The following is a 22,808-nucleotide window of genomic DNA, read 5'->3' on the forward strand; positions in this document are numbered from 1 at the left end:
ACCATGTTCAAAGAACGGATCGCAAAACACCTAAAGGAGCAAGGAAACAATATCTATATAGAAGAAAAAGAATATGCAGAAAAGCATCAGTTAATATCTGAAGCTGATGCATTTGAAGTAAAGGACCCTGATACCCGTTTTACAGAAGCTTATATTGAGCGAGGGAACAAGGAAACAGAAGAAGTTCTCGGAAGTGAAACAGCTGATTTTTTGAATGAACCAATCGATTACTTTAAAAGACACATAAATGAATTTATGTACCTTGAATCAGACTGGTTCGATATAATTGGTGCAGACGCAATCTCTTTTGAAGTGGATGACTTGTTCCGTACCTACGATGTTATGCTTGGTTTAAAGCTGCCTAAAAAGAAGGAGGCAGCTATTAGGTCATATATGGAAAGAACGTTACAAGGCGATTCACCCACATTTGATCTCATGTTCAACCAGCAAGATGGGTTATGGGATCTCAATTTTGCTTTGGATAATATACAGGGCTTTAGAGAAGATCTGACCATTGGTAATGCGTATCTTTTAATTTACAGGTATTTGTTTCATTTGGTGGAAACAGTTGAAGCAGAGATTAAGAGTATATAATAAATTTCTAAAAAAGCGGGTCGAAAATTGATCCGTTTTTTTATTTTTATAAAATGAAGGAATATTTCTTTGTGAAATTCTGCATCATAAAATTTGTTGAATACAAAAAGGAGGAATTCAAAATGGAAAATCAGTCTAATCAAATGCACCAAAATATGCATACAGGAAATATCCCCCAACAGCTTAATCATGGTGCCCATGAAGTGCTTGATGTTCATGAGGTTTTATCTGGGGCAGTCGGGAATCTAAACATGTATTCTCTGCTGCGTCAGCATGTACAGGACCAGGAGCTGGCAGATATCATGGATCGCCAGTATAAGTTCATGCAGCAGGAGTATAACATTACACTTGAGTGCTTTAAGACAGGCCAAGACCCATCTATGCCAACACAAAGCTATAAAATGAACCAGGGTAATGACTTTATTTATGGTTTAAAACCTTCTCAGCCAAAAAAACCAATTCAATCTGTTTCGGAAATGAATGAAGAAACAGTCTCCGGCTGCCTGCTGGGAGCTATGAAATCTTCAGCATCCATGAAGGCAATGGCTGCCCTTGAAGCAACAAACCCTGTTGTTCGACGTGTATTGGCTGACTCAGTCCCAAATTGCATCGAAATGGCTTATGAACTTTCAATTTATCAAAATAAAAATCATTACTATCAGGTACCACAGTTTACACAGCAAGATATGCAGCAAATGTTAAATGCATATGGTCCCGCTCAAGGACAGATGCAGATGCCAAACAATAATATCCCTCATTAAAAAAATCCCCTTGGTTATTCACCAAGGGGATCTCTTATATACGGTGTTAGATGATAAAGAGATCTGCATTGCATTTTCTGCACCAGCTGAAAAATGAACCTTACAAGCTTTCTAATCCATAAGTGGAGAACCAGTCGATGTATGCTGATTCATCCAATCAAGAGATACCCTGGAAACACTTTGCCAATCCGGGATATTTTCTTTGTTTTGTTCTACCCAGCTCATTGCGAACTGTGAATCAATGTTTTTCTCATCACATTGCGATAAAAATTCTTGTACTGTCGATTCATTTACGTTGTCCCAGGTACCGCAGGTCTGTTGCCATATTTCCTCTACATAGGCTTGCATAGAAGAATTGGCACCATTTTTACTAAATAGATTTTGGTCTTGCATTCAAAACACTCCTTTATAAATCATTAACAATTTCATTATGTCCTATGAGATTTAAAGCCATGTATATGGAAATGAACTGCTGGAAATATCGAAAAAAATTCTTTATATTTCTAAAGAAAAAACCTTTAATTAAGGCCTATTTATAGGATCTGCTCCTAATTCATTTGGCCAACCATGACATTTATCATGGTTTGGACATGACACCTATGTCTACAAAGCATGCTGGAAACCCTTTATTATAAAGGTAACGTCATGATGAAGGGAATTAAAAAATGACTTCTAAACAAAAACAACTTAACTTAAAAAAACAGATGGCACCTTATGAAAAATCAGATTTAAAACGGAGTATTATGCAGTTGGTCAATACTCTTGGACCATTTTTCCTGCTCTGGTTTCTTGCGTTTGAAAGCTTGAGTGTGTCCTATTTCCTCACTCTGGGCATTTCGGTAATAGCGGCAGGATTTCTGGTAAGAATATTCATCATCTTCCACGATTGCTGTCACCATTCCTTTTTTAAAAATCGGTCTGCCAATAAAATTGTTGGAACGATAACCGGGATTATTACAGTTTTCCCTTATCACCAGTGGCAGCATGACCACAATGTCCACCATGCGACAAGCGGAAACTTGGACAAGCGCGGAACAGGAGATATTTGGACTTTGACAGTGAAAGAATATCAGGCTGCTTCACTTACGACTCGTGCAGCTTACCGTATGTACCGCAATCCGTTAGTTATGTTTCTATTAGGACCGATTTATGTTTTTCTGTTAAAAAATCGCTTTAACCGCAAAGGTGCAAGAAAGAATGAGCGTACTAACACTTATCTGATAAACGCCGCAATTGTTGGTTTATACGCGTTAATGTGCTGGGCAATCGGCTGGGAAGCGTTCCTGATGGTCCAGGGTCCAATCTTTTTAATTTCAGGAGCTGCCGGAATTTGGCTGTTTTATGTACAGCACACATTTGAAGATTCTTATTTTGAAGAAGATGATAAGTGGGAATATGTCAAAGCAGCTGTGGAAGGAAGCTCTTTTTACAAGCTTCCAAAGGTTATGCAATGGCTTACAGGAAACATCGGATTCCATCATATCCACCATTTAAGTCCACGTGTGCCTAACTATAACCTGGAGGATGCACATTATAATACGGCTGAGCTTAAAAATGTGCCAACGATCACACTTTCTACAAGCCTGCAGTCTCTAAGATTCCGACTATGGGATGAGGATTCACAGAATTTCACAGGCTATCAGGCTGCTAAAAAAGCAGCCCTCAGCAAAAAGCAAAACAGAGCGGGGAAAGCTGCATCCGTTAAGCCTTAACGTTAATAAATGGGATAAATAACCAGACTGACTTACTAAAGAACAGCTCCTTTGTGGTATGATGACAAAGGAGCTGTTTATTTTTATGAAAGCTCTGTTAACCTTGCCTGTTGATTTCCGCTCAAGAAGGTCAGCGAACGGCGGGCGGCCCGACGCTCCTCAAGCACTAAGCCAGCGGGGTCTCCTTTTGACACGCTTCTCCCGCAGGAATTTGAATAAGCATCCTTGAAAAAACATCGCACGAAGGAAATGCAAATGCATTTTCGCGGGATTAGCGCCTTCCGCTCCAATCAACAGAGTACAAAAATCAACAATTGGCTTTAACATTGCCATTAAGAAAAGCAAAAGAGGTCCTCATTATGTTCAAAAAATTCTTTAACAATTTAAAAAGCTCAGGCATCTCTCCATATATTTGGAGTGTTTTTAGCATATTGCCGTTTTATTTCATATTCAGATCCACCTCTAAAATTGAAATTGCCGTAGGGATTATACTGACAATCCTATTTTTTATTTCATTGCGTTTTGCGTTTCTCTCGCGGCAATGGCCGGTCTATCTTTGGACTGGCATTTTAATTAGCATTTCCATTACGATGGCGATACTTTTTCAGTTTGTTTATTTCGCGTTTTATATCGCATATTATAATGGCCATATAACAAACAGAATTGCTTTTTTAACCCTTTATGTCATTCATTTGGTCGCTACCACGATCTCAATCAACTATAATTTCGTTACACCTGAACCCTTATTTTTAGAGCAATTGCCCTTTATTATCATCATCTGGATCAGTGTTATTTTACTGCCTTTTAACATACACAATAGGAAAAAGCAGGAGAGGCTTGAGGAACAGCTTGAAGATGCCAATAAAAGAATTGCTGACCTCGTAAAGCAGGAGGAGAGGCAGCGGATTGCCCGCGATCTGCACGATACGCTTGGCCAAAAGCTATCTCTTATCGGCCTGAAAAGCGACCTTGCGAGAAAGCTGATAAGCAAGGATCCCGAACAGGCTAAGGAAGAACTTGTGGACGTCCAGCAAACCGCAAGAACGGCTTTGAACGAAGTAAGAAAAATGGTTTCGCAGATGAGGGGCATCAGGCTTAAAGATGAAATTATTCTTGTTAAACAAATACTGAAAGCCGCTTCGATCGACTTCATCGGTGAAGAAGAGATCAAATTAAACAATGTTTCATTATTTCTTGAGAATATTTTAAGCATGTGCATGAAAGAAGCTGTTACCAATGTCGTCAAACACAGTAAAGCGACCGAGTGCCGCATTAGCATTGAACAAACCTGGAATGAAGTCAGGATCACAGTACAGGACAATGGCGTCGGAATGGATCCCTCAGAGGATATCGGCAAGGGTTCAGGACTGCTGGGATTAGGCGAGCGCCTCGATTTTGTTAACGGAAGCCTTGATATTATTACCAATAACGGAACAACTATTATAATGAAAGTGCCAACAGTCGTAAAGCAAGCAGATAAGGAGGAGCGTCCATGATACGGATTGTCATTGCTGAAGATCAACGGATGATGCTGGGGGCTTTAGGATCCCTGCTAAGCCTTGAAGATGATATGGAGGTTGTCGGCAAGGCATCAAATGGCGAAGAAGCCATTTCACTTGTAAAAAAACTTAAGCCCGATGTATGCATAATGGATATAGAAATGCCGGAAAAAAGCGGTCTGGAAGCAGCAGAAGAACTTAAGGGGATAGGTTGCAAGGTCATTATTTTAACAACCTTTGCAAGGTCTGGTTATTTTCAGCGGGCATTGAAGGCAGGCGTAAGGGGATATTTATTGAAGGATAGCCCGAGCGAGGAGCTGGCGAGTTCCATCAGAAGCGTAATGACAGGCAAGCGCATCTATGCACCCGAGTTAATGGACGATGTCTATGGAGAAGAAAACCCTTTGACTGACCGTGAAAAAGAAGTGCTTGAGCTCATAGCAGATGGCAAAAACACAAAGGAGATCGCTGATAAGCTCAGCATTAAAACAGGGACTGTACGGAACTATATATCTGCCATTCTCGATAAACTTGAAGTAACGAACAGGATAGAAGCTATTACTCAATCCAAGGAGAAGGGGTGGTTTAAATAAAAAGGGATATTTGTAAAAAAGGATGGCAGCCTATTAGGCCTTGCCGTCCTTTTTCATTTCTTTCATTTCTTTCATTTCTTTCATTTCTTTCATTTCTTTCATTTCTTCCATGACAACAAAAGCAAGATCATCATTGCCGAACATGGAAAGGACTCCAAGCAGTGTCTGGTCAGGCACATCACCTGCTTCTTCCTTAGGGACTGTGAGCTCAATTGCTTCTTGTAAAGCCTGATTCTTTGCCTGGCCGGGATAGGCTCTTAAATAAATTTCCTCAGGGTTCAAATCATGATTTACGCACCACTGGGCAAAAACAAGAATCATCATTTTTTCTTCGCCCTGATAGTTTTGAATAATTTTTTCTTCCAGCTCTTTTTGATTCATCATATTTCTCCTTATGGGTTGATATATATATTATAGTTTCAAATCCCAGCTATTTCATCTAATAGAAACGGTAATTGCGAACAGAATTTTCAACATTTCGGATTAATTCAAAATTTATTGTCAATTCTTATTGACATTTAATCATTAGAATATCATAATATTAGAAAAACTTATAAAAACTTTAACGGATAACTGCACTACTGCCTTGAAGTAGAAAGAGCGAAAGGCAAACCTTATCATTCCTAAGAGAAAACAGCATTAAAGTCCTTTAACTTGTAAAAGCCACTGCTGGATTTTTAAACTGTTTAACATCCATATTGGTTGTTGCCGGGAAGCAAGCCCTTTCGTCCACGCTCGGAGGATGACTGGGCATTTTTATTTACCCTCTTAAGAGCAGCAGGAACAGCAGGCATTAGGTTTTTAAATCATCTACAGATGGGGAGTAATCACAATGACAGAATTTAAAATTGAAATCAATCGCACACCAGAGAAAAAACAAAAACCTCAATTCGACAACCTGGAGTTTGGCAAGAACTTTACAGACCATATGTTTGTAATGGATTATACTGCCGGCCAAGGCTGGCATGATCCAAGAATCATTCCTTACCAGCCGCTAACTCTGGATCCCGCAGCAATGATTTTCCATTATGGCCAGAGTGTCTTCGAAGGATTAAAAGCATACCTTACAAACGATAATGAAGTTTTGCTATTCAGGCCTGAAAAAAACATGGAAAGATTAAACCGTTCTAATTCGCGGTTATGTATCCCGGCAATTGATGAAGAGCTTGCCCTTTACGCGTTAAAAGAGCTGATTGCGCTTGACCGGGAATGGATTCCGAATGTTGAAGGAACTTCTCTTTATATCCGCCCGTTTGTTATCTCTACTGAACCTTACCTGGGGGTTGCACCTTCTAAGAGATATAAGTTTATTATTATCCTATCTCCTGTTGGAGCCTACTATAAAGAAGGCATCAACCCAGTCAAGATTGCCGTACAAAGCGAATACGTACGCGCTGTAGCCGGCGGAACTGGTACGGCGAAAACAGGCGGAAACTATGCAGCCAGCTTAAAGGCACAGGAGCTTGCAGGTTCAACAGGATACTCGCAAGTATTATGGCTTGATGGCAAAGAAAATAAGTATATTGAAGAAGTAGGCAGCATGAACATTTTCTTTAAAATAAATGGGGAAGTTGTTACACCTGCCCTTAACGGAAGTATCTTAGAAGGAATTACACGAAATTCTGTTCTTGAACTACTAAAACACTGGAACATCCCAGTATCTGAGCGAAGGATTTCGATTGAAGAGATTTATCAGGCACATGCAGACGGCCAACTGGAAGAAGCCTTCGGAACAGGCACTGCCGCTGTCATTTCACCAATTGGCGAATTCTTCTGGGATAATAAAAAAATTGTGGTCAACGATGGTGTGACAGGTTCATTATCCAAGAATATTTATGATACATTAACAGGTATCCAAAAAGGCACTGAGCCGGACCCGTTCGGCTGGAGTGTAAAAGTTGAAAATAAAGAGGCTGCTGCTGTTAAATAAACTTAAAACGGAGTTAGGATCGGCTTAATGAGCCGGTCCATTTTTTATTTTTAAGCATGAAACCCCTTGTAAATGGGAAAATAAAGAATGAACACAATTTGGAGAGGAGATGGAAAACATGGACAAGATCCAAGTCGGCGAAGTTTTTACGATTAGTGACGAAAGCGGACAGGAAATGGATGTGGAGGTTCTTGCCTCTGCCGAAGTTGAGGGAATTAGTTATGCTGCAGTCAGCTTTGTTGAAGATCTGGAGGAAGACACGGAAGAGGATATTGATGTGTTCTTCTTAAAGCTTGATGAAGATGGAGACTTTACTCCAATTGAGAGTGAAGAGGAATTTAACAAGGTCTCTGCTGTATTTGATAACATGATTGAGGAAGAATAGAAGAGAAGGGATCATTCCTTCTCTTTTTTATATACAAAAAGGATCAGAAAAAACAGGTGAGAATATGAAAATATTATGTATAGATGGCGGAGGGATACGGGGTGTTTTTGCTGTAAGTATTTTAAAAGCCTTGGAGGACGAACTTCAGCAGCCTGCAGGCGATTTTTTCGATATGATTGCAGGAACCAGCACCGGATCGATTATAGCATCTTCCCTAACCTTAAAAAAGGATATGGCCAATGTATTAAAAGGGTATGAATCGTATGGAAAGAAAATTTTTGTAAAGCAGGCGAAAGTTGGTCTTTTTAAAAGCGTCTACAGCGATAAATACTTACGCCGTTTTTTTCGGAAAGCCTTAGGGGAAACAGCGCTTTCCGAAATTCAAAAGCCCCTTTTGATTCCTGCTGTGGACGTCACACATGGCAAGCCTTTTGTGCACCGTTCCAACTATGGCCATCCGGGCAATGAAAGCTTATCCATGAAGCTTTGGGATGCTGTACTATCCTCCTGCTCAGCGCCAATATACTTTCCTCCCAACAATATTAATAACAGTTACTTATCCATTGATGGCGGGTTGTGGGCCAATAACCCGTCGCTTGTATGCATTACAGAAGCGATGCATCATTTTAAAGAGGATTTGAAAAACATTAAAATCCTTTCACTAGGAACTGGTTTACAGAAAATAGATTTTACCATTGATCATAATAAATACTGGGGAGTGAGGCATTGGCTTCCGCTCCAGCTTCCATCCATGAAAGTCATGCCAAAACTGCTTGATCTTGCTCTTCACCTGTCATCTGAATCAGTTACATATCATTGCCAGCATCTGTTGGCAGACAATTATTTGCGCTTAAATGAAGAGCTTGGCGAAGAAATGCCTTTTGATGATATCCGGTTTGTGGATGAATTGATTAAGCTTGGAGAGAAGGTTTTTAAGGACAGGAGAGAGGAGATCAAGGAATTTTTGCTCTCCTGAATTGGATCATTTGTAAAATAGGGTATACAACTGTAAGGTAAGAGTTATCAAAACGAATAAAAGAGGGGAAATCGATCCATGCGTTTAAAAGGAAGAAAAATATTAAGTTTAGTGGATTATGACTTTGAAGATCTGGAACTATGGTATCCGATACTCAGGCTGCAGGAAGAAGGTGCAGATGTCCATTTGACCGGCGAGCATGCAAACGAGAAATACATACGGAGTGCCTGCAACTTCCCATTATTCTTATAGTGAGGTGAAGGGGGAGGATTATGATGCCATCCTTGTACCTGGCGGCTGGGCACCGGACAAAATCCGCCGTTTTCCGGAGGTGCTGTCCCTTATTAAGCACATGGAGGAAAATAAAAAACCAATCGGGCAAATTTGCCATGCGGGTTGGGTGCTCATATCGGCAAAAGTATTAGAGGGTAAAAAGGTAACAAGCACCCCAGGGATTAAGGACGATATGGAGAATGCCGGTGCCAATTGGTATGATGAGCCAGTCATCGTTGACGGACACCTCGTCTCAAGCCGCCGTCCTCCAGATTTACCGGATTATTTGCGGGAACTGATTAAGGTAATTGAGAGCCAGTAGGAAGGTAAAGCAGAACCAGAAGAAGAGCATGGGAAACACCATGCTCTTCTTCTGGTTCTAGTAAATTTAATTAGAATTTTTTACTGAATAGTATTTCACTGATTTTGTTTCCAAGTCTTTAAGAACCTCCGCAATCGCTCCAGTAAGGCTGTAAGGCCCTTTTGCATCAAGGCCAACCTCCCAAATCATCATCCCTCCAAACCCGTTGTTTAAAGCTAGATTTGTTTTCTTTTGCATGGTGGATTCACCGTTATAATAGTAAGTTGTCCCGTTCATGCTAATGATGTCCTTGCCTGCATTTTCCGGATTGCGGTTTATAATAGCGTCGTACGATACTTGCTTAATTGCGGGGTCTTCCGGCTGTGCATAGAAGGGAACCCCAAGTACAAGCTTTTCCTTTGAAATACTGAGATTATCAAAGAGATTTGCCCAATAGTTTACGATATTCTCTGTAAAAGGATAGGGAGACAAATTGGCTGCATTATAGCCGCCATCCCATTGTCCATCATAGGCCATGATATTAACATAATCTACATGCTGAAACATGGAAGGATCGTAAACCACATAGCCGGTTTCAGTGCCTGTAACACTATGAATCTTTGAATGGACAGCAGTCGAGAGCTCTTTATTGCCAGCATGGAGCTTTTTACCAAGATCATTTATAAAAGCAGAAAGATATTGCGCGTCATTCTGTGAACGAGGATGCTCAAAATCAATATCTATGCCATCAAGTTTTTCCCTGTCAGCTACACTAACAAGTTCATTCACCAGCTTGTTCCTTGAAGCCGGGTTTGCTATCGCTGATTTAAAATATTCATAGGATTCTCCGCCTTTTTTATGGAACCATCCGCCTACCGCCAGGATCGCTTTTGTATCATGATTGTGTGCATTCGCAACCATACTGCGCAGATTATTCACTGCCGTATCGCCATTAAAAGAAAGGCTGCCATCCTTTTCGGGGTGAGCGAATGAAAATATAACATGCGTCAGATTCGAAAAATCAACAGCATTGGGATCACGGTAATCCTGTACATAACCAATCAATACCTTTGAAGGTGCATCCGGTAACTCAGGAGTACTTTTTTGAAGTGGATTTTTAACAGACTGAGCTGCTTTTTTTGCAAGTTTTATAGAATCAGGCTGAGCACTATTTTTTGTAAAAATTAATCCTGCCGCAAAACCTCCCGCAAAAATGATAGCAATAATAAGGATCTTATATTTTATCTTCATTAAAAGTTAACCTCCGTTATTCATCCCTTAAAAGTGTAACAAAAAAGGAGAGAATAAGGGGTGGTAATATCAGGCTTACATTCCATCAGTGAGCGTAAAAGTCGTTAAACCGAGCGCAAACCTACTGTTTCAGGGCAGAAAATTTAAATACAGCGCACAATTCTATTGACTCTGCTCATAAAACCTAGACACTCGCGCGTAAACCGTTCAGCCGCGCATGATTGAGGCTTTTCCGCGCAGATTTGTTACAAACCCGCGCACAAACTTATTGGCTCTGCGCTTAAAACCAACTATTTTCCTTCTCTAAATTCTGAACCAGTCTCTTAACATTGAACGCTGTGAACTAAAATACCCCTTACATATGATGTTCATCACATAATAATCATTCTTCGTGTGTTACATTGCTAATGAGAAGTATTATCAAAACAAAAATTCAAGTTTGGTATACAGGAGGTAATGGACATTGAGCGAGATTATTAATAACCGTGAAAATCAAAAAAACTTTAGCAATCCTATGCAAAACGGCCTAAGAGAACGCCCGCTGAATAAGCCTGAAGAAGAGCCGGGGCATCCTATCCACACGTTTATTCGGGAAAACAGGGAGATTGATAAGCATCTTCGGGAAAAACTCAGGGTGCATCTGGAAGCTTTTAAAAATGCTGATACTGAAGAAAATGTATACAAACTTTTGGAGGACTGCACTCTTTTGCTTGATCTTGATAAGCATTACAGCCGAAAAGAGAATTTACTTTTCCCATACCTGGAGAAATACGGGATATACGGTCCAACAAACAATATGTGGAGTATTGACGATTTTATAAGAGATGGCATCAAAGAAGCTAAGCAGCTCCTGTCAAATTACAATGGGGACAAGCAGAAGGTAATCGAAGAGGTTCAATTTATCTTTAATGAAGTAAGTGCCATGATATATAGGGAGGAACATATCCTTTTTCCAATGGCCCTGAAAAACCTGACAGAAGATGAATGGGTAAAAATCGCGCATGAAAGCGACGAGATAGGCTTCTGTCTGACAGGCCCTGAAGCGGAATGGAAGCCAGAACGGAGAGCGATTGACGAAAAAGCCATTTCAGAAGGCTATATCAAGATGGAAACCGGCATATTATCCCTTAAGCAGCTAGAGCTGCTTTTGAACCACCTTCCAGTTGATATCACCTTTATTGATCATGAAGATGTTGTCCGCTATTTTTCACATGGAAAAGAAAGGATTTTCGCCAGGACAAAAGCAGTTATTGGACGCACTGTGCAAAATTGCCACCCGCCACGGAGTGCGCATGTTGTCGAGGAATTGCTGGAAGACTTTAAGGCAGGCCGTAAAGATTCTGAGGATTTTTGGATCAAGTTCAGAGACAAGTATGTATATATTCGATATTTTGCCGTAAGAGACAAAAACGGCTCCTACGCAGGCACCCTGGAATTCACACAAAATATCAGTCCTATCCAGGAAATTGAAGGGGAGAAAAGGATTCTTTCATAACCTTACAAAAAAGCTAAAGAGCTTTTAAAGCGCTCTTTAGCTTTTTTTGATTTTTGAAGGGTTGTTGATTTTATATGGAACAGGATCTTCAATAATGAAATCCTCTTCACATTCTTTCCCTTTCGGCAGTTTCTTTTTGACGATTTTCCCATCAAATTCAAGTGTTTCACCAGTCTCCAATTCGAACTTCTTCAAGGTTTTTGAGTGGGAGCACCATGCAAGGCCTACTTCAACTGGATTATCCTGCTGAATGACGACATTCTCGAGAACGACGACTTCATCATTTTCTTCATTAAAATGGTTCCAGCTTAAAGCAAATTGTTTTACTTTCGCGGTAAAATGCACTTTCTCTGTTGGAAGGTCCAAAGCTGGCTGCTTTTCTTTCTTTGCCTTTTTGACATCAGGTTTTTTCTTTGTTCTGTTTTCCTCTGATTTCTTAGGCACATCCGCAGGTTTATCGTTATCATCCGTTAATGCTTTCTTTTCCGATGAAACTGAAGCTATTTCACCAAAATCGGCAATGATTGCTTTTCCAAAGCTCGGAGCCTGCATTTCTTTAAGATAAGCAGGGTGTATGCAGCTGAGTTTTCCGTCCTGAAATTCAATAACAATGGTATGGTAATCTCCTGACTTCCCGTAAGCCTGAAAACCCTTGATTGAAACGAGGCGCTGATGTGTTTTTTCCTTATACCAGAATTCTTTCTTAACTTCCTTTGTAGTTGATAATCCCCATTCCCTGACTTTCTCTTCATAGTGTGCATCATCTTCAAAGGTTTCATATTCACCCTTTGGAGGAAAATATACCGTCTTGTTTGCATCTTCTATATGAGGCAGTATAATGGCCAAGCCATCCACATCCTTTCATGAACATTTTAATGGTCAAAGAAGATAAAATCAAAAAAGATGAAGGGTTTTGCAGATAACTTTTGAATATAGTTAATACTAGAATTAAAGCTATGGTATAAAGGAGTTTAAAAGGTGAATACATACAAAAGCAGAAATGAAGTGCCTGAAAATGAAAAATGGAATCTAAATGATATTTATCCAAGTTTAGAAAAATGGGAGGAAGACTACCGGCACATTGAGCAAATAGCTGAAAAGCTGAAGGAATATGATGGCCATATTACAGATGGATCTTCTCTGTTTCAATATCTTGAACAAAAAGAAAAACTATCTTACCTATTTAATAAGCTTTATGCCTATGCCATGCTCAAAACAGACGAAGATACGAGGGTAACTGAATCACAATCTTATGTGGACAGAGCGAAACAGTTAAGTGTAAAAATCAGTTCATCCACGTCTTTTTTCATGCCCTATCTTTTAAGCTTGGCGGAGGATACATTAAAGGGGTATGTTGCAGAAGAAAAAGGGCTGAAATACTTCGAGGAAGACCTGCTTGAATCCTTCCGCTACAAACCTCATGTCCTTAATAAAGACAAAGAAGAGGTTTTATCGCACCTGGGTGAAGCACTTTCAGCTCCAAGCCACACGTTTGGAATGATTAATAATGCAGATATTAAGTTTGGTGAAGTAACAGGAGAAGATGGGGATAGGGTAGAACTAACCCGTGGAATGTACGCAAAAATCATGGAAGACGAAGACCGTTCAAAGAGGAAGGAGGCATATAAGGCCTACTACCAGCCATACGTACAGCTAAAAAACTCCATTGCGTCTACCCTATCAGCAGCAATCAAAAATAATGTAACAATGGCTAAAATCCGAAACTATCCATCCGCTCTTGAAAAGGGGTTATTTGGAGACAAGGTGCCAAAGGAGGTTTATGAAAACCTGATTGAAACGACAAAAAACAATATCGGGCCAATGCATCAATATATCAGAATCCGCAAGGATAAGCTTGGCCTTGAGGAATTGCGCCAATATGACATGAATGTTCCTTTAGTAAAGGGCGTTAAGCCCGTTATTACTTATGAAGAAGCCTATGAGACTATGTGCAAAGCTTTATCTCCTTTAGGAGAAGATTATATCAGCACCTTAAAGGAGTTTAAAACCTTACGCTACATTGATGTACGCGAAACGCCAGGCAAACGATCAGGGGCTTATAACTTGGGCATTTATGGAGTTCATCCATATATTTTGCTGAACCACCGCGATGACCTCGACAGCTTATTTACGCTAGCGCATGAATGCGGCCATGGCGTACACAGCAAACTAAGCTCACAGCATCAGCCGCAAATCACCGCCCGCTACAGTATCTTTGTCGCTGAAGTGGCATCAACCGTAAATGAAGTATTGCTAATTAACTATTTATTAAACAATGAAAAAGACGAAGAAGTCCGCAAACATCTGCTTAACCATTTTATTGATCAATTTAAGGGAACCTTTTTTACTCAAGTCATGTTTGCCGAATTCGAAATGAGGACACATGAAATGGCAGAAAAAGGGCAGCCGCTTAATGCCGACGTCTTTAACCAAATTTATGAGCGCTTATTCCGTGAATATAATGGCAATGAAATCATTTTTGATGAAGAAGTCAAATACGGCTGGTCGAGAATCCCCCATTTTTATCGTCCTTTTTATGTTTACAAATATGCAACAGGCTTTGCTTCAGCCATTCACTTGGCGACAAAAATTCTTGAGGGAGACAAAGAAACGCTTAATAGCTATCTTGAGTTTCTGAAAAGCGGCAGTTCCGATTATCCGCTGGAACTATTGAAGAAAACTGGTGTTGATTTGACTACCCCGTATCCGATTGAAAACTCACTAAAAGAATTCCGTGAGCTAGTAGAGGAATTCGGAGAGCTATAAGTATTTAAACAGGCCTGCTTCCAGGTTGATAGGAAGCAGGCTTTTTTCTATCAAACAATTCAGATGCTGACATACAAATAATGGACAGAAAGAAATATTCCTGCAATAATTGATGCAGACTTTTAGATGAAAGACTTTTTTATAGAATTTTAATGACAGAGGATGAAATCATGAAAGTACTTCTAGCTAGCCCGAACTTTCACCAGGCAAGAGGCAATACCGTAACTGTTCAACGGATATCAGACTGCCTAAAAAAACTCGGCATTGAAACTGAAATTATTAATATGAAAGACGACAGCAAGCCTGCAAACTTACCCGACGCTGATATCGTTCATGGTTTTCATGCTTACCGGTTTGGAAAATTTATTGAAAAACTTAATATAAAGCCGAAAAACTACTTGGTTACAATGACCGGCACTGATTTAAATGTGGATCTTTTCGATAAAATGAAAAGACAAAATGTCATTCGGACATTGACAGAGGCAAAAGCTATTCACGTGTTTGACGAAGAAGCAAAGCAGATACTGGGCAATGAAATTTCAGGCATTCAGGCAAAGATCATCGTGATTCCTCAAGGAACTGTTGCATTCCCTGAAACTGCACCTGCTTTCAATAAGGAGCCTGGCACCTTTTTATTTGTTCTTCCGGCAGGAATCCGCAAGGTAAAAAATATTCCTTTCGCCATCGAAAACCTCAAACATATTTTTAAGAACCAAAAAAATATCCGACTATGGCTGGTGGGTCCTATCATTGAAGAAGATGAAGGTCGGATGATAATGGAACTGGCAGAAAAGCATAAGGAATGGCTTCAATATCTTGGGCAGATTCCTCATCAATTTATGGGAGAGGTGTACAAACAGGCAGACGCGGTTTTAAATACCTCCCATTCTGAAGGGCAGCCTGCCGCCATTTTAGAAGCCATGGAATACAGCCTGCCCGTGCTGGCATCCAATAATTTAGGGAACAGAAATATCATCACACATCAAATTACCGGTTTAATCTATACTAATCCGGTCGAATTTCTTGATTATGCAGAGAAACTAGTCAATAATAACGAAATGAGGATAAAAATTGGACGTGCTGCTAAATTCTATGTAGAGTGCAATCATTCTTCTGAATATGAAGCAAAAACATTGCAGAAAATCTATGAGAGTATTTTAGATGAGTCCGGCACGATCCCTTCTTCTTCACGTGAAAAATAAAAATAATTCAGCAAGGAGAGAGAAACATGTCTAAAGAAGAAATCATTAAACTAACTTCTTTATCTACCAAAGGCGGCTGAGGATGCAAAATTGGTCCTGAAGACCTGGCGCAGGTTCTGCGCCATTTGCCAAAGTCTGTACCTGATCCCAACCTGCTTGTAGGGCTGGATACTTCGGATGATGCAGGCGTTTATAAAATTAACGATGATACTGCACTTGTGCAGACACTTGATTTCTTTACTCCTATCGTTGATGACCCATATATGTTTGGACAAATTGCTGCCGCCAATTCCTTGAGCGATATATACGCAATGGGCGGTAAGCCAATAACAGTTATGAATATTGTAGGCTTCCCGATTAATAAATTGGATAAGAGCATTTTGGCTGACATATTGGCCGGCGCATCAGATAAAGTGAGAGAATCAGGTGCTGTTTTAGTAGGAGGCCATTCGATTGATGACCAGGAGCCTAAGTTCGGCTTATCTGTAACAGGAACGGTCCATCCTGAGCGGGTAAGAACGAATGCCGCTGCCAAACCGGGTGACAGCCTGATTTTAACCAAGCCTATCGGTGTTGGAATCCTTACACAAGCTATTAAGAGAGACATGCTTGACCAGGAAAGCATTGACCGTGTTATGGACGTAATGGCTGCACTAAATAAAGAAGCAGCCGAAGCAATGGACCACTACCATGTTAATGCCTGCACAGATATTACTGGCTTTGGATTGCTTGGCCATGCCATGGAGATAGCAGAAGGCAGCTGCACAGGCATTACTATCGACAGCAAAACAGTTCCTATCCTTCCTAAGACACGGGATCTTGCCGAACAGAACATCATCCCTGGCGGTTCAAAAAAGAACCATAAGTGGCTGTCCGGACGGATTCACTATGAGAATATCGACGAAGTAGACCAATGGATTCTATGCGATGCGATCACATCCGGAGGCCTGCTTATAACTGTTCCGGAGGCAGAAGCTGAATCACTCCTCAAAGAGCTTCATGAAAAAGGAGTACAGTCAGCTGCCATTATTGGAAAAGTGACAGACGAACAGCCTGGCTGCATTACTGTTATCTGATAAAAAGGACTCGCAAAGGGTCCTTTTTATCGTAATTTTTCCTAAATGTACACTAATTTTTTACATCTAAAATAGGGAAGTGGAAAACATGAAAAAAATGCTATTGTTTATGACTATTTTATTATTGATGCTTTTGACCGCCTGTGGTGGAAATCAATCAGAGGGTACAAAAGAAAATAAAGAAGAAACAGGTGAAGCTTTTACCATTGGTGTGATTCCTGTTCAAACTGAGGGATCCATGGAAGGTGCAATGGAGAAATTACAGTCAACACTGTCTGAAAAGCTTGATCGCGAGGTAGCGGTTGAAGTGTATCCGGACTATAACGGTGTGGTTGAAGCCATGAACTACGATAAGATTGACATGGCTTACTTTGGGCCATTAACTTATGTGGTTGCCCATGAAAAAAGCGGTGCCAAAGCCATCATTACACAGCTGATTGATGGAGAACCATTTTATTACTCTTATATCATTACCCACAAGGACAATCCATGGAATTCGCTTGATGAATTGCTCGAAAAGAGCGGTGAAATCGACTTTGCTTTTGGTGACATTAACTCTACCTCCGGATCTTTAATTCCTTCGATTGAGCTGAAGGACCGGAAAGTTTACGAATCTGAAGATACACATAGCTTTAACTCTGTAAGATTTACAGGTTCCCATGATGCGACGGCATTGGCTGTCCAAAATAAACAAGTCGATGCAGGTGCCATTGACAGCGCAATTTACAACCAATTAGCCGATTCAGGAAAAATAGATGGCGACCAAATAAAAACCATTTGGGAATCAGAGAAGCTGTTCCAATATCCATGGGCTGTTCATAAGGATACGGACGAGAAAACAATTACCGCTCTTAAAGAGGCTTTTCTAGCTATTGAAGATCCAGAAATCCTTGATGCATTCGGGGCAAGCGGTTTTACAGAAGCCAGCAACGAAGATTACGAAAGCATCCGCCAGGCAGCCCTTAAAGAGGGAATCATTAAAGAATAGGGCTGATTAGATTGTGGTTTAAAAGACGCAGCATTATCACATATACTCTATTGGCTTTATTCGTTTATTTAAGTATGAAGCTGACAGAGTTTGATTTATCCAAATTCAGAGACTTCCGTAACATGATTGATTTCCTGTCCCATTGGTTCCCTATGGATTTCTCTCTTCTTCCGAAGATTTTGGAAGACAGTTTGGAAACACTGGCCATGGCCTTTTTGGGAAGTTTTTTCGGTCTTCTCATCGGTTTGCCTTTAAGCTTTATGGCTGCCAAAAATACAGCCGGTGCACCGTTTGTTTATCATTTAACCCGTGTTGGTCTTAGCTTTGTACGATCCATTCCTGAAATTGTATTTGGCTTGATTTTATTAACAGCACTTGGGCTGGGCCCTTTCCCGGCTGTATTGGCTATCATGTTTCACAATATTGGTGTATTGGGAAAATTAATCTCGGAACTCATAGAAGCATCCGATCCGGGGCCGCAGGAGGCCATGAAAGCAGTAGGAGCAAAGAACTGGTTTGCTTCTCTTTTCAGTATACTGCCGCAAATTTGGCCTAATGTTTTATCCAACTATTTCTACCGATTTGAGGTTGCGATCAGGACTTCGCTTGTACTTGGTTTTATTGGCGGCGGGGGAATCGGCCAAAGGCTTTTTAATGACTTTAAAACTTTTCAATATACAGCTGTTTCACTTGATGTTCTTGTTATTATGATCATCGTTATTCTTGTTGACTTTTTTGGAAGCTATGTAAGGAACAGAGTAATCTAAATGGAGGCCAGGCAGATGCTAGAGATTCGAAATGTAACAGTCCGTTATCCTAGTATGAAGGATAATGCATTAAACTCTATAAACCTCACTTTCCATGAAGGAGATTTCATTTGTGTTCTGGGTAAAAGCGGTGCGGGGAAGTCAACATTGATACGCTGTCTTAATGGCTTGCAGAAACCAGCATCAGGTGAGATTGTCTGGGATGGCCTTCCTTTATCCACTCTTCATGAAGAACAGCTCCAAAAGGTCCGCAGGGAAATGGGAATGATTTTTCAGCATTTTAACCTGGTTCCCAGACTGACTGTTTTCCAAAATGTGCTTACAGGCATGTTCGGTTACAGAAGCAGCTTTAAAAACTTGATTGGCTGGTTTACATCTGAAGAGAAATCCCTGGCAAAGCAAGTGATTCAGGAGGTTGGCCTAACAGACTTCATGGATCGGAGAGTCGAGCATTTAAGCGGCGGGCAGAAGCAAAGAGTCGGCATTGCCCGGGCATTGCTGCAGCAGCCTCGTGTTCTGCTTGGAGACGAGCCTGTTGCCAGCCTCGATCCAGGTACTTCAGACCGGATCTTTAGTTTGTTAAAAGAAATGCACCATCGGCATAAATTGCAGACAATCATAAATGTCCATGATGTTCAATTGGCAAAACGTTATGCCACCCGCATTATTGCATTGAAAGAAGGGGAAGTCATCTTTGATGGCAAACCTGAACAATTTACAGATGACATGTATGTCCATACGTATGATGCTTCTGGTTATAGCGAAAGGCCCTACACACTTACTACCTAGGCGGAGGAGGAAAATTGATGGCAAACTGTCCATGAGTGGTCGATAGCTCGAACGTCGTGTACGATTCGAATGATCCCAATGTTATGGTATATAATAAACTGGCAACTTCCAAGAAAACAGTAGTATTAACCTTTGACGATGGTCCTGGAAGAGTTCTGCCGGAAATCCTCGATATCCTGAAAGAAGAAAAAGTGCCGGCAGCCTTCTTCTGGCAAGCCAGGCTTTTATATCCTAAACGGCCCTGGAAGAGGGTATTAGACGAAGGGCATATGATTGGCACACATTCTGCCAAACATAACAACCTGGTAAATTTGCAGTTAAATGAACAGCATCAAGATTTGCTGTACAGCCAATCAAAGATTGAATCCATTACCGGCCAGGAAGTGAAGTACTTCCGCCCGCCATTCGGACAATACAACAACGATACACTTTCTGCAGCAAAAAAGCTCGGGTTAACTCCTGTTATGTGGAGAATCTCGTCAATGGATTGGGAGCTAAAGGACAGGCCTGAACAGATCATCACAAATGTGACAGATAATCTCGAAGACGGCGCAATCATTCTCCTGCATGAGTTGTCTCAGACCGTTGAAGCTCTTCCTGATTTAATTGCTGAAACACGAAGGAATGGTTATGAGTTTACCCATCTACCTTGAACCTATAGCGTATTGCTATAGGTTTTTTCATTTTTATTGCATTTCTCTCCATTATTGACAGCAGAAAAATAATATGATATTAAAATTATTGGGTTAGCACTCCAGAAAGCAGAGTGCTAAATTGCAAAATTAAATATTTTATTTCTTAAAGGAGAGGTTGATATGGAAAAGAAACAGTTTCAAGCAGAATCCAAGAGATTATTAGAAATGATGATCAACTCCATTTACTCTCAAAGAGAGGTGTTTTTAAGGGAGCTGATTTCCAACAGCAGCGATGCAATCGATAAAATTTACTACAAAGCACTGACAGATGATGGTTTAGCCTTTGATAAAGATAGCTATTACATAAAGATAATACCTAATAAAGAAAACAGAACTTTAACAATCAGAGATACCGGAATCGGCATGACAAAAGAAGAGCTGGAAAATAATCTTGGCATTATCGCAAAGAGCGGTTCATTGGCGTTTAAAAAAGAAAATGAAATCAGAGATGGACATGATATTATCGGCCAATTCGGTGTAGGTTTCTACGCAGCTTTCATGGTAGCCGATGTTGTAACGGTGATCAGTAAAGCACTTGGCAGCGAAGAAGCCTATAAATGGGAATCCGAGGGAGCAGACGGCTACACAATCACGCCATATAAGAAAGATACAGTCGGTACCGATATTACTCTTAAGATTAAAGAAAATACAGAAGAAGAGAACTTTGATGAGTATTTAGAGGAATACCGCTTAAAATCCATAATCAAAAAGTACTCTGATTTCATCCGCTATCCTATTAAAATGGATAGTAAGAACAGAAAACCAAAAGAAGGCATTAAGGACGAATTTGAAGAAGTTACAGAAGAACAAATTATTAATAGTATGGTTCCGATTTGGAGAAAAAATAAAAACGAGCTTACTGACGAAGATTACGAGAAGTTTTATCAGGAGAAGCATTATGGCTTTGATAAGCCGCTAAAGCATATCCATATCAGTGTTGACGGCACCATCCGCTATAATGCAATTCTTTTTATTCCTGAAAACATTCCCTTCGATTATTATTCGAAGGAATATGAAAAAGGGCTTGAGCTTTATTCAAATGGCGTGTTAATCATGGACAAATGTGCAGATTTGCTGCCTGATTATTTCAGCTTTATGAAAGGCATGGTGGATTCCGAGGATCTATCCCTTAACATTTCGAGGGAAATGCTGCAGCATGACCGCCAGCTGAAACTTATCGCCAAAAATATCAGCAAAAAGATTAAAAACGAACTGCAAAGCCTGATGAAAAACGAAAGGGAAAAGTATGAACAATTCTATAAGTCATTTGGCAGACAGTTAAAGTATGGGGTGTACAGCGATTTCGGCACCCATAAAGAAACACTGCAGGATTTACTGATGTTCTATTCTTCAAAAGAGAAGAAAATGGTTACACTTGAAGAATATGTATCACGAATGAAGGAAGACCAGAAATATATTTATTTTGCTTCTGGGGAGTCTTATGAAAGAATTGAAAAACTTCCACAAACAGAGCTGGTCGCAGATAAAGGCTATGAAATCCTTTATTTCACAGAGGACATTGATGAGTTTGCCATTAAGATGCTAAAGTCCTATAAAGAAAAGGAATTTAAGTCTGTTTCAAGCAGCGACCTTGGCATTGAGGAAGATAAAGAAAAAACATCCGAAGCTGAAGAAAAAGAATATAAAGAGCTTTTTGACAGCATGAAGGAGATTTTAGCAGGAAAAGTTTCGGATGTCAGGATTTCAAAAAGGCTTAAAAGCCATCCGGTCTGCTTGTCTGCTGATGGAGAAGTAACCATCGAAATGGAAAAAGTCCTCAGCTCTATGCCTGACAACCAAAATGTAAAAGCAAATAAGGTATTGGAAATCAATCCAAACCACGAAGTCTTCCAGTCATTAAAACAGGCATTGGAGAAAGATAAAGAAAAGCTAAGCCTTTATACAAACCTTCTTTATAATCAATCCCTGTTAATTGAAGGTCTTCCGATCAGCGATCCTGTAGAATTTACGAATGATATTTGCAAAGTTATGGTTTAACCATATGAAAACAGCCCGGTCTCACGGGCTGTTTTTTTTCTATTAGTGGGTGTAAATGCCTTGATAATCAAACTCAGGTTGAATTTGGAGCCTTAATATACAAAAAATCCCAAGAGAAAATTGATCTCTTACGGTTACATTAATGGATGTACAGTTATATAAAGAATAATTCACATTCAAATATACACACTAACCATAAAAGGAGGAGTAATATGCAGCATAGTAAGGCATTAGCTATTAAGTTCATAGCCAGTCTTGTTCTTCTTTTTGTCATTCTTGGCCTTATTTATGGTATGAGTTTTGGAAATGTATTCATCATAACCGCCCTATTAGGAATCGTTTCCTATATATTAGGCGATATGCTAATTTTGCCGAGGAGCAGCAACACTGTTGCCACAGTGGCTGATTTTGGATTGGCATTTGTGCTTATTTGGTTTTTAAGCTCGATTTTAACATATGGAGATAACCTCTTTATGTCTTTAGTTGCAGCTGCTGGTGTTGCTTTATTTGAGTACTTTTTCCATGGTTATCTAGTTAGAAACATGACCGAGGCAAGTACAGAAACAGGCATAGTGAACCAGGGGAACTTGCAATATAACACGGAAGCTTCTGAAGATTTGACACCTGTTAGGCCGGACGTTAGAAGCGATGATGAGGAGTAAGGCAAGATGATGAGGAGTAAGGCAAAGAGTTAGGAACTAGACTCCCTAAATGTCAGGGAGTCTAGAAATACATTCTGAGAGCTTATGGGAAGGGG

22 protein-coding genes and 1 pseudogene are annotated in these 22,808 nt (G+C 40.2%); 19 read left to right on the forward strand and 4 right to left on the reverse strand.

Annotated features, from left to right (window positions below):
• Window positions 1-3: 3 nt before the first annotated feature.
• Window positions 4-594, forward strand: a complete 591-nt coding sequence (locus IQ19_RS12465) for a branched-chain amino acid aminotransferase (RefSeq protein ID WP_144542721.1) — start codon at window positions 4-6, stop codon at window positions 592-594.
• 122 nt (window positions 595-716) lie between these two features.
• A complete protein-coding gene (locus IQ19_RS12470) occupies window positions 717-1,355 on the forward strand; it encodes a spore coat protein (protein WP_144542722.1) in 639 nt (212 codons plus the stop codon).
• A gap of 111 nt (window positions 1,356-1,466) precedes the next feature.
• On the opposite strand, the gene IQ19_RS12475 is transcribed toward IQ19_RS12470, so the two are convergent.
• Complete coding sequence (locus tag IQ19_RS12475; RefSeq protein ID WP_144542723.1) at window positions 1,467-1,748, reverse strand: hypothetical protein; 282 nt, start codon at window positions 1,746-1,748, stop codon at window positions 1,467-1,469.
• A gap of 272 nt (window positions 1,749-2,020) precedes the next feature.
• Between IQ19_RS12475 and desA the strand changes: the two genes are divergently transcribed.
• The 3 genes from desA (at window position 2,021) to IQ19_RS12490 (ending at window position 5,159) form a co-directional block, all read left to right on the forward strand.
• Entirely contained in the window at window positions 2,021-3,067 is a 1,047-nt protein-coding gene (gene desA / locus IQ19_RS12480) for a Delta(5) desaturase DesA (protein ID WP_144542724.1), read from the forward strand.
• A 359-nt stretch (window positions 3,068-3,426) separates the two neighbouring features.
• Window positions 3,427-4,563 (forward strand): sensor histidine kinase, encoded by a 1,137-nt coding sequence (locus tag IQ19_RS12485; protein WP_144542725.1) that lies wholly within the window; start codon window positions 3,427-3,429, stop codon window positions 4,561-4,563.
• Complete coding sequence (locus IQ19_RS12490) at window positions 4,560-5,159, forward strand: response regulator transcription factor (protein WP_144542726.1); 600 nt, start codon at window positions 4,560-4,562, stop codon at window positions 5,157-5,159. Before IQ19_RS12485 ends, IQ19_RS12490 begins: the two co-directional genes overlap by 4 nt.
• Window positions 5,160-5,192: 33 nt before the next feature.
• Here IQ19_RS12490 and IQ19_RS12495 read toward each other — a convergent pair whose 3' ends face one another.
• The gene (locus tag IQ19_RS12495) at window positions 5,193-5,540 is read right to left on the reverse strand and encodes a hypothetical protein (RefSeq protein ID WP_144542840.1); all 348 of its coding nucleotides are present in this window, start codon (window positions 5,538-5,540) and stop codon (window positions 5,193-5,195) included.
• A 451-nt stretch (window positions 5,541-5,991) separates the two neighbouring features.
• On the opposite strand from IQ19_RS12495, the gene IQ19_RS12500 reads away from it, so the two are divergent.
• The 4 genes and pseudogenes from IQ19_RS12500 to IQ19_RS12515 all read left to right on the forward strand — a co-directional run bounded on the left by IQ19_RS12500 (window position 5,992) and on the right by IQ19_RS12515 (window position 9,045).
• Window positions 5,992-7,089 (forward strand): branched-chain amino acid aminotransferase, encoded by a 1,098-nt coding sequence (locus IQ19_RS12500; protein WP_144542727.1) that lies wholly within the window; start codon window positions 5,992-5,994, stop codon window positions 7,087-7,089.
• A 118-nt stretch (window positions 7,090-7,207) separates the two neighbouring features.
• Window positions 7,208-7,474 carry a DUF1292 domain-containing protein gene (locus IQ19_RS12505; RefSeq protein WP_144542728.1) on the forward strand — a complete coding sequence of 89 codons (267 nt, stop codon included), beginning with the start codon at window positions 7,208-7,210 and terminating at the stop codon, window positions 7,472-7,474.
• 64 nt (window positions 7,475-7,538) lie between these two features.
• The gene (locus IQ19_RS12510; protein WP_144542729.1) at window positions 7,539-8,450 is read left to right on the forward strand and encodes a CBASS cGAMP-activated phospholipase; all 912 of its coding nucleotides are present in this window, start codon (window positions 7,539-7,541) and stop codon (window positions 8,448-8,450) included.
• Window positions 8,451-8,528: 78 nt separating this feature from the next.
• Window positions 8,529-9,045 (forward strand): annotated as a pseudogene (locus IQ19_RS12515) (type 1 glutamine amidotransferase domain-containing protein).
• Window positions 9,046-9,111: 66 nt separating this feature from the next.
• On the opposite strand, the gene IQ19_RS12520 reads toward IQ19_RS12515, so the two are convergent.
• Window positions 9,112-10,275 carry a glycoside hydrolase family 18 protein gene (locus IQ19_RS12520; protein ID WP_144542730.1) on the reverse strand — a complete coding sequence of 388 codons (1,164 nt, stop codon included), beginning with the start codon at window positions 10,273-10,275 and terminating at the stop codon, window positions 9,112-9,114.
• A gap of 514 nt (window positions 10,276-10,789) precedes the next feature.
• Between IQ19_RS12520 and IQ19_RS12525 the strand changes: the two genes are divergently transcribed.
• Window positions 10,790-11,770: a DUF438 domain-containing protein gene (locus tag IQ19_RS12525; protein WP_242020990.1), complete on the forward strand. Its 981-nt coding sequence runs from the start codon at window positions 10,790-10,792 to the stop codon at window positions 11,768-11,770.
• Between the two features lie 36 nt (window positions 11,771-11,806).
• Here the strand turns inward: IQ19_RS12525 and IQ19_RS12530 are convergent, their stop codons facing one another.
• Window positions 11,807-12,616 (reverse strand): hypothetical protein, encoded by an 810-nt coding sequence (locus tag IQ19_RS12530; protein ID WP_144542732.1) that lies wholly within the window; start codon window positions 12,614-12,616, stop codon window positions 11,807-11,809.
• 132 nt (window positions 12,617-12,748) lie between these two features.
• On the opposite strand from IQ19_RS12530, the gene pepF reads away from it, so the two are divergent.
• From pepF to IQ19_RS12575, 9 genes are all read left to right on the forward strand, one after another.
• Window positions 12,749-14,536, forward strand: a complete 1,788-nt coding sequence (pepF, locus tag IQ19_RS12535; protein ID WP_144542733.1) for an oligoendopeptidase F — start codon at window positions 12,749-12,751, stop codon at window positions 14,534-14,536.
• Between the two features lie 170 nt (window positions 14,537-14,706).
• On the forward strand, window positions 14,707-15,738 hold the full coding sequence (locus tag IQ19_RS12540) for a glycosyltransferase (protein WP_199749459.1): 1,032 nt from the start codon (window positions 14,707-14,709) through the stop codon (window positions 15,736-15,738).
• Window positions 15,739-15,764: 26 nt separating this feature from the next.
• The gene (selD, locus tag IQ19_RS12545) at window positions 15,765-16,814 is read left to right on the forward strand and encodes a selenide, water dikinase SelD (protein WP_199749460.1); all 1,050 of its coding nucleotides are present in this window, start codon (window positions 15,765-15,767) and stop codon (window positions 16,812-16,814) included.
• Between the two features lie 88 nt (window positions 16,815-16,902).
• Window positions 16,903-17,802: a phosphate/phosphite/phosphonate ABC transporter substrate-binding protein gene (phnD, locus tag IQ19_RS12550; RefSeq protein ID WP_144542735.1), complete on the forward strand. Its 900-nt coding sequence runs from the start codon at window positions 16,903-16,905 to the stop codon at window positions 17,800-17,802.
• A gap of 11 nt (window positions 17,803-17,813) precedes the next feature.
• Window positions 17,814-18,569, forward strand: a complete 756-nt coding sequence (phnE, locus tag IQ19_RS12555) for a phosphonate ABC transporter, permease protein PhnE (RefSeq protein ID WP_110066539.1) — start codon at window positions 17,814-17,816, stop codon at window positions 18,567-18,569.
• Window positions 18,570-18,584: 15 nt separating this feature from the next.
• Window positions 18,585-19,358, forward strand: coding sequence for a phosphonate ABC transporter ATP-binding protein (gene phnC, locus IQ19_RS12560; protein ID WP_144542736.1), 774 nt, complete (start codon window positions 18,585-18,587; stop codon window positions 19,356-19,358).
• 83 nt (window positions 19,359-19,441) lie between these two features.
• On the forward strand, window positions 19,442-20,011 hold the full coding sequence (locus IQ19_RS12565) for a polysaccharide deacetylase family protein (protein WP_144542737.1): 570 nt from the start codon (window positions 19,442-19,444) through the stop codon (window positions 20,009-20,011).
• A gap of 162 nt (window positions 20,012-20,173) precedes the next feature.
• A complete protein-coding gene (htpG, locus tag IQ19_RS12570; RefSeq protein WP_144542738.1) occupies window positions 20,174-22,051 on the forward strand; it encodes a molecular chaperone HtpG in 1,878 nt (625 codons plus the stop codon).
• A gap of 212 nt (window positions 22,052-22,263) precedes the next feature.
• Complete coding sequence (locus IQ19_RS12575; protein WP_144542739.1) at window positions 22,264-22,713, forward strand: YndM family protein; 450 nt, start codon at window positions 22,264-22,266, stop codon at window positions 22,711-22,713.
• The last annotated feature ends 95 nt before the right edge of the window (window positions 22,714-22,808 follow it).

Source organism: Cytobacillus oceanisediminis (assembly GCF_007830235.1).
Taxonomy (GTDB): Bacteria; Bacillota; Bacilli; order Bacillales; family Cytobacillaceae; genus Cytobacillus; species Cytobacillus oceanisediminis.

Bases quoted from the DNA above. Each gene is read 5' to 3' on its own strand.
- IQ19_RS12465 (WP_144542721.1), top strand. From the start codon at position 4: ATGTTCAAAGAACGGATCGCAAAACACCTAAAGGAGCAAGGAAACAAT.
- IQ19_RS12470 (WP_144542722.1), top strand. From the start codon at position 717: ATGGAAAATCAGTCTAATCAAATGCACCAAAATATGCATACAGGAAAT.
- IQ19_RS12475 (WP_144542723.1), bottom strand. From the start codon at position 1,748: ATGCAAGACCAAAATCTATTTAGTAAAAATGGTGCCAATTCTTCTATG.
- desA (WP_144542724.1), top strand. From the start codon at position 2,021: ATGACTTCTAAACAAAAACAACTTAACTTAAAAAAACAGATGGCACCT.
- IQ19_RS12485 (WP_144542725.1), top strand. From the start codon at position 3,427: ATGTTCAAAAAATTCTTTAACAATTTAAAAAGCTCAGGCATCTCTCCA.
- IQ19_RS12490 (WP_144542726.1), top strand. From the start codon at position 4,560: ATGATACGGATTGTCATTGCTGAAGATCAACGGATGATGCTGGGGGCT.
- IQ19_RS12495 (WP_144542840.1), bottom strand. From the start codon at position 5,540: ATGAATCAAAAAGAGCTGGAAGAAAAAATTATTCAAAACTATCAGGGC.
- IQ19_RS12500 (WP_144542727.1), top strand. From the start codon at position 5,992: ATGACAGAATTTAAAATTGAAATCAATCGCACACCAGAGAAAAAACAA.
- IQ19_RS12505 (WP_144542728.1), top strand. From the start codon at position 7,208: ATGGACAAGATCCAAGTCGGCGAAGTTTTTACGATTAGTGACGAAAGC.
- IQ19_RS12510 (WP_144542729.1), top strand. From the start codon at position 7,539: ATGAAAATATTATGTATAGATGGCGGAGGGATACGGGGTGTTTTTGCT.
- IQ19_RS12520 (WP_144542730.1), bottom strand. From the start codon at position 10,275: ATGAAGATAAAATATAAGATCCTTATTATTGCTATCATTTTTGCGGGA.
- IQ19_RS12525 (WP_242020990.1), top strand. From the start codon at position 10,790: ATGCAAAACGGCCTAAGAGAACGCCCGCTGAATAAGCCTGAAGAAGAG.
- IQ19_RS12540 (WP_199749459.1), top strand. From the start codon at position 14,707: ATGAAAGTACTTCTAGCTAGCCCGAACTTTCACCAGGCAAGAGGCAAT.
- phnD (WP_144542735.1), top strand. From the start codon at position 16,903: ATGAAAAAAATGCTATTGTTTATGACTATTTTATTATTGATGCTTTTG.
- phnC (WP_144542736.1), top strand. From the start codon at position 18,585: ATGCTAGAGATTCGAAATGTAACAGTCCGTTATCCTAGTATGAAGGAT.
- IQ19_RS12565 (WP_144542737.1), top strand. From the start codon at position 19,442: ATGGTATATAATAAACTGGCAACTTCCAAGAAAACAGTAGTATTAACC.
- htpG (WP_144542738.1), top strand. From the start codon at position 20,174: ATGGAAAAGAAACAGTTTCAAGCAGAATCCAAGAGATTATTAGAAATG.
- IQ19_RS12575 (WP_144542739.1), top strand. From the start codon at position 22,264: ATGCAGCATAGTAAGGCATTAGCTATTAAGTTCATAGCCAGTCTTGTT.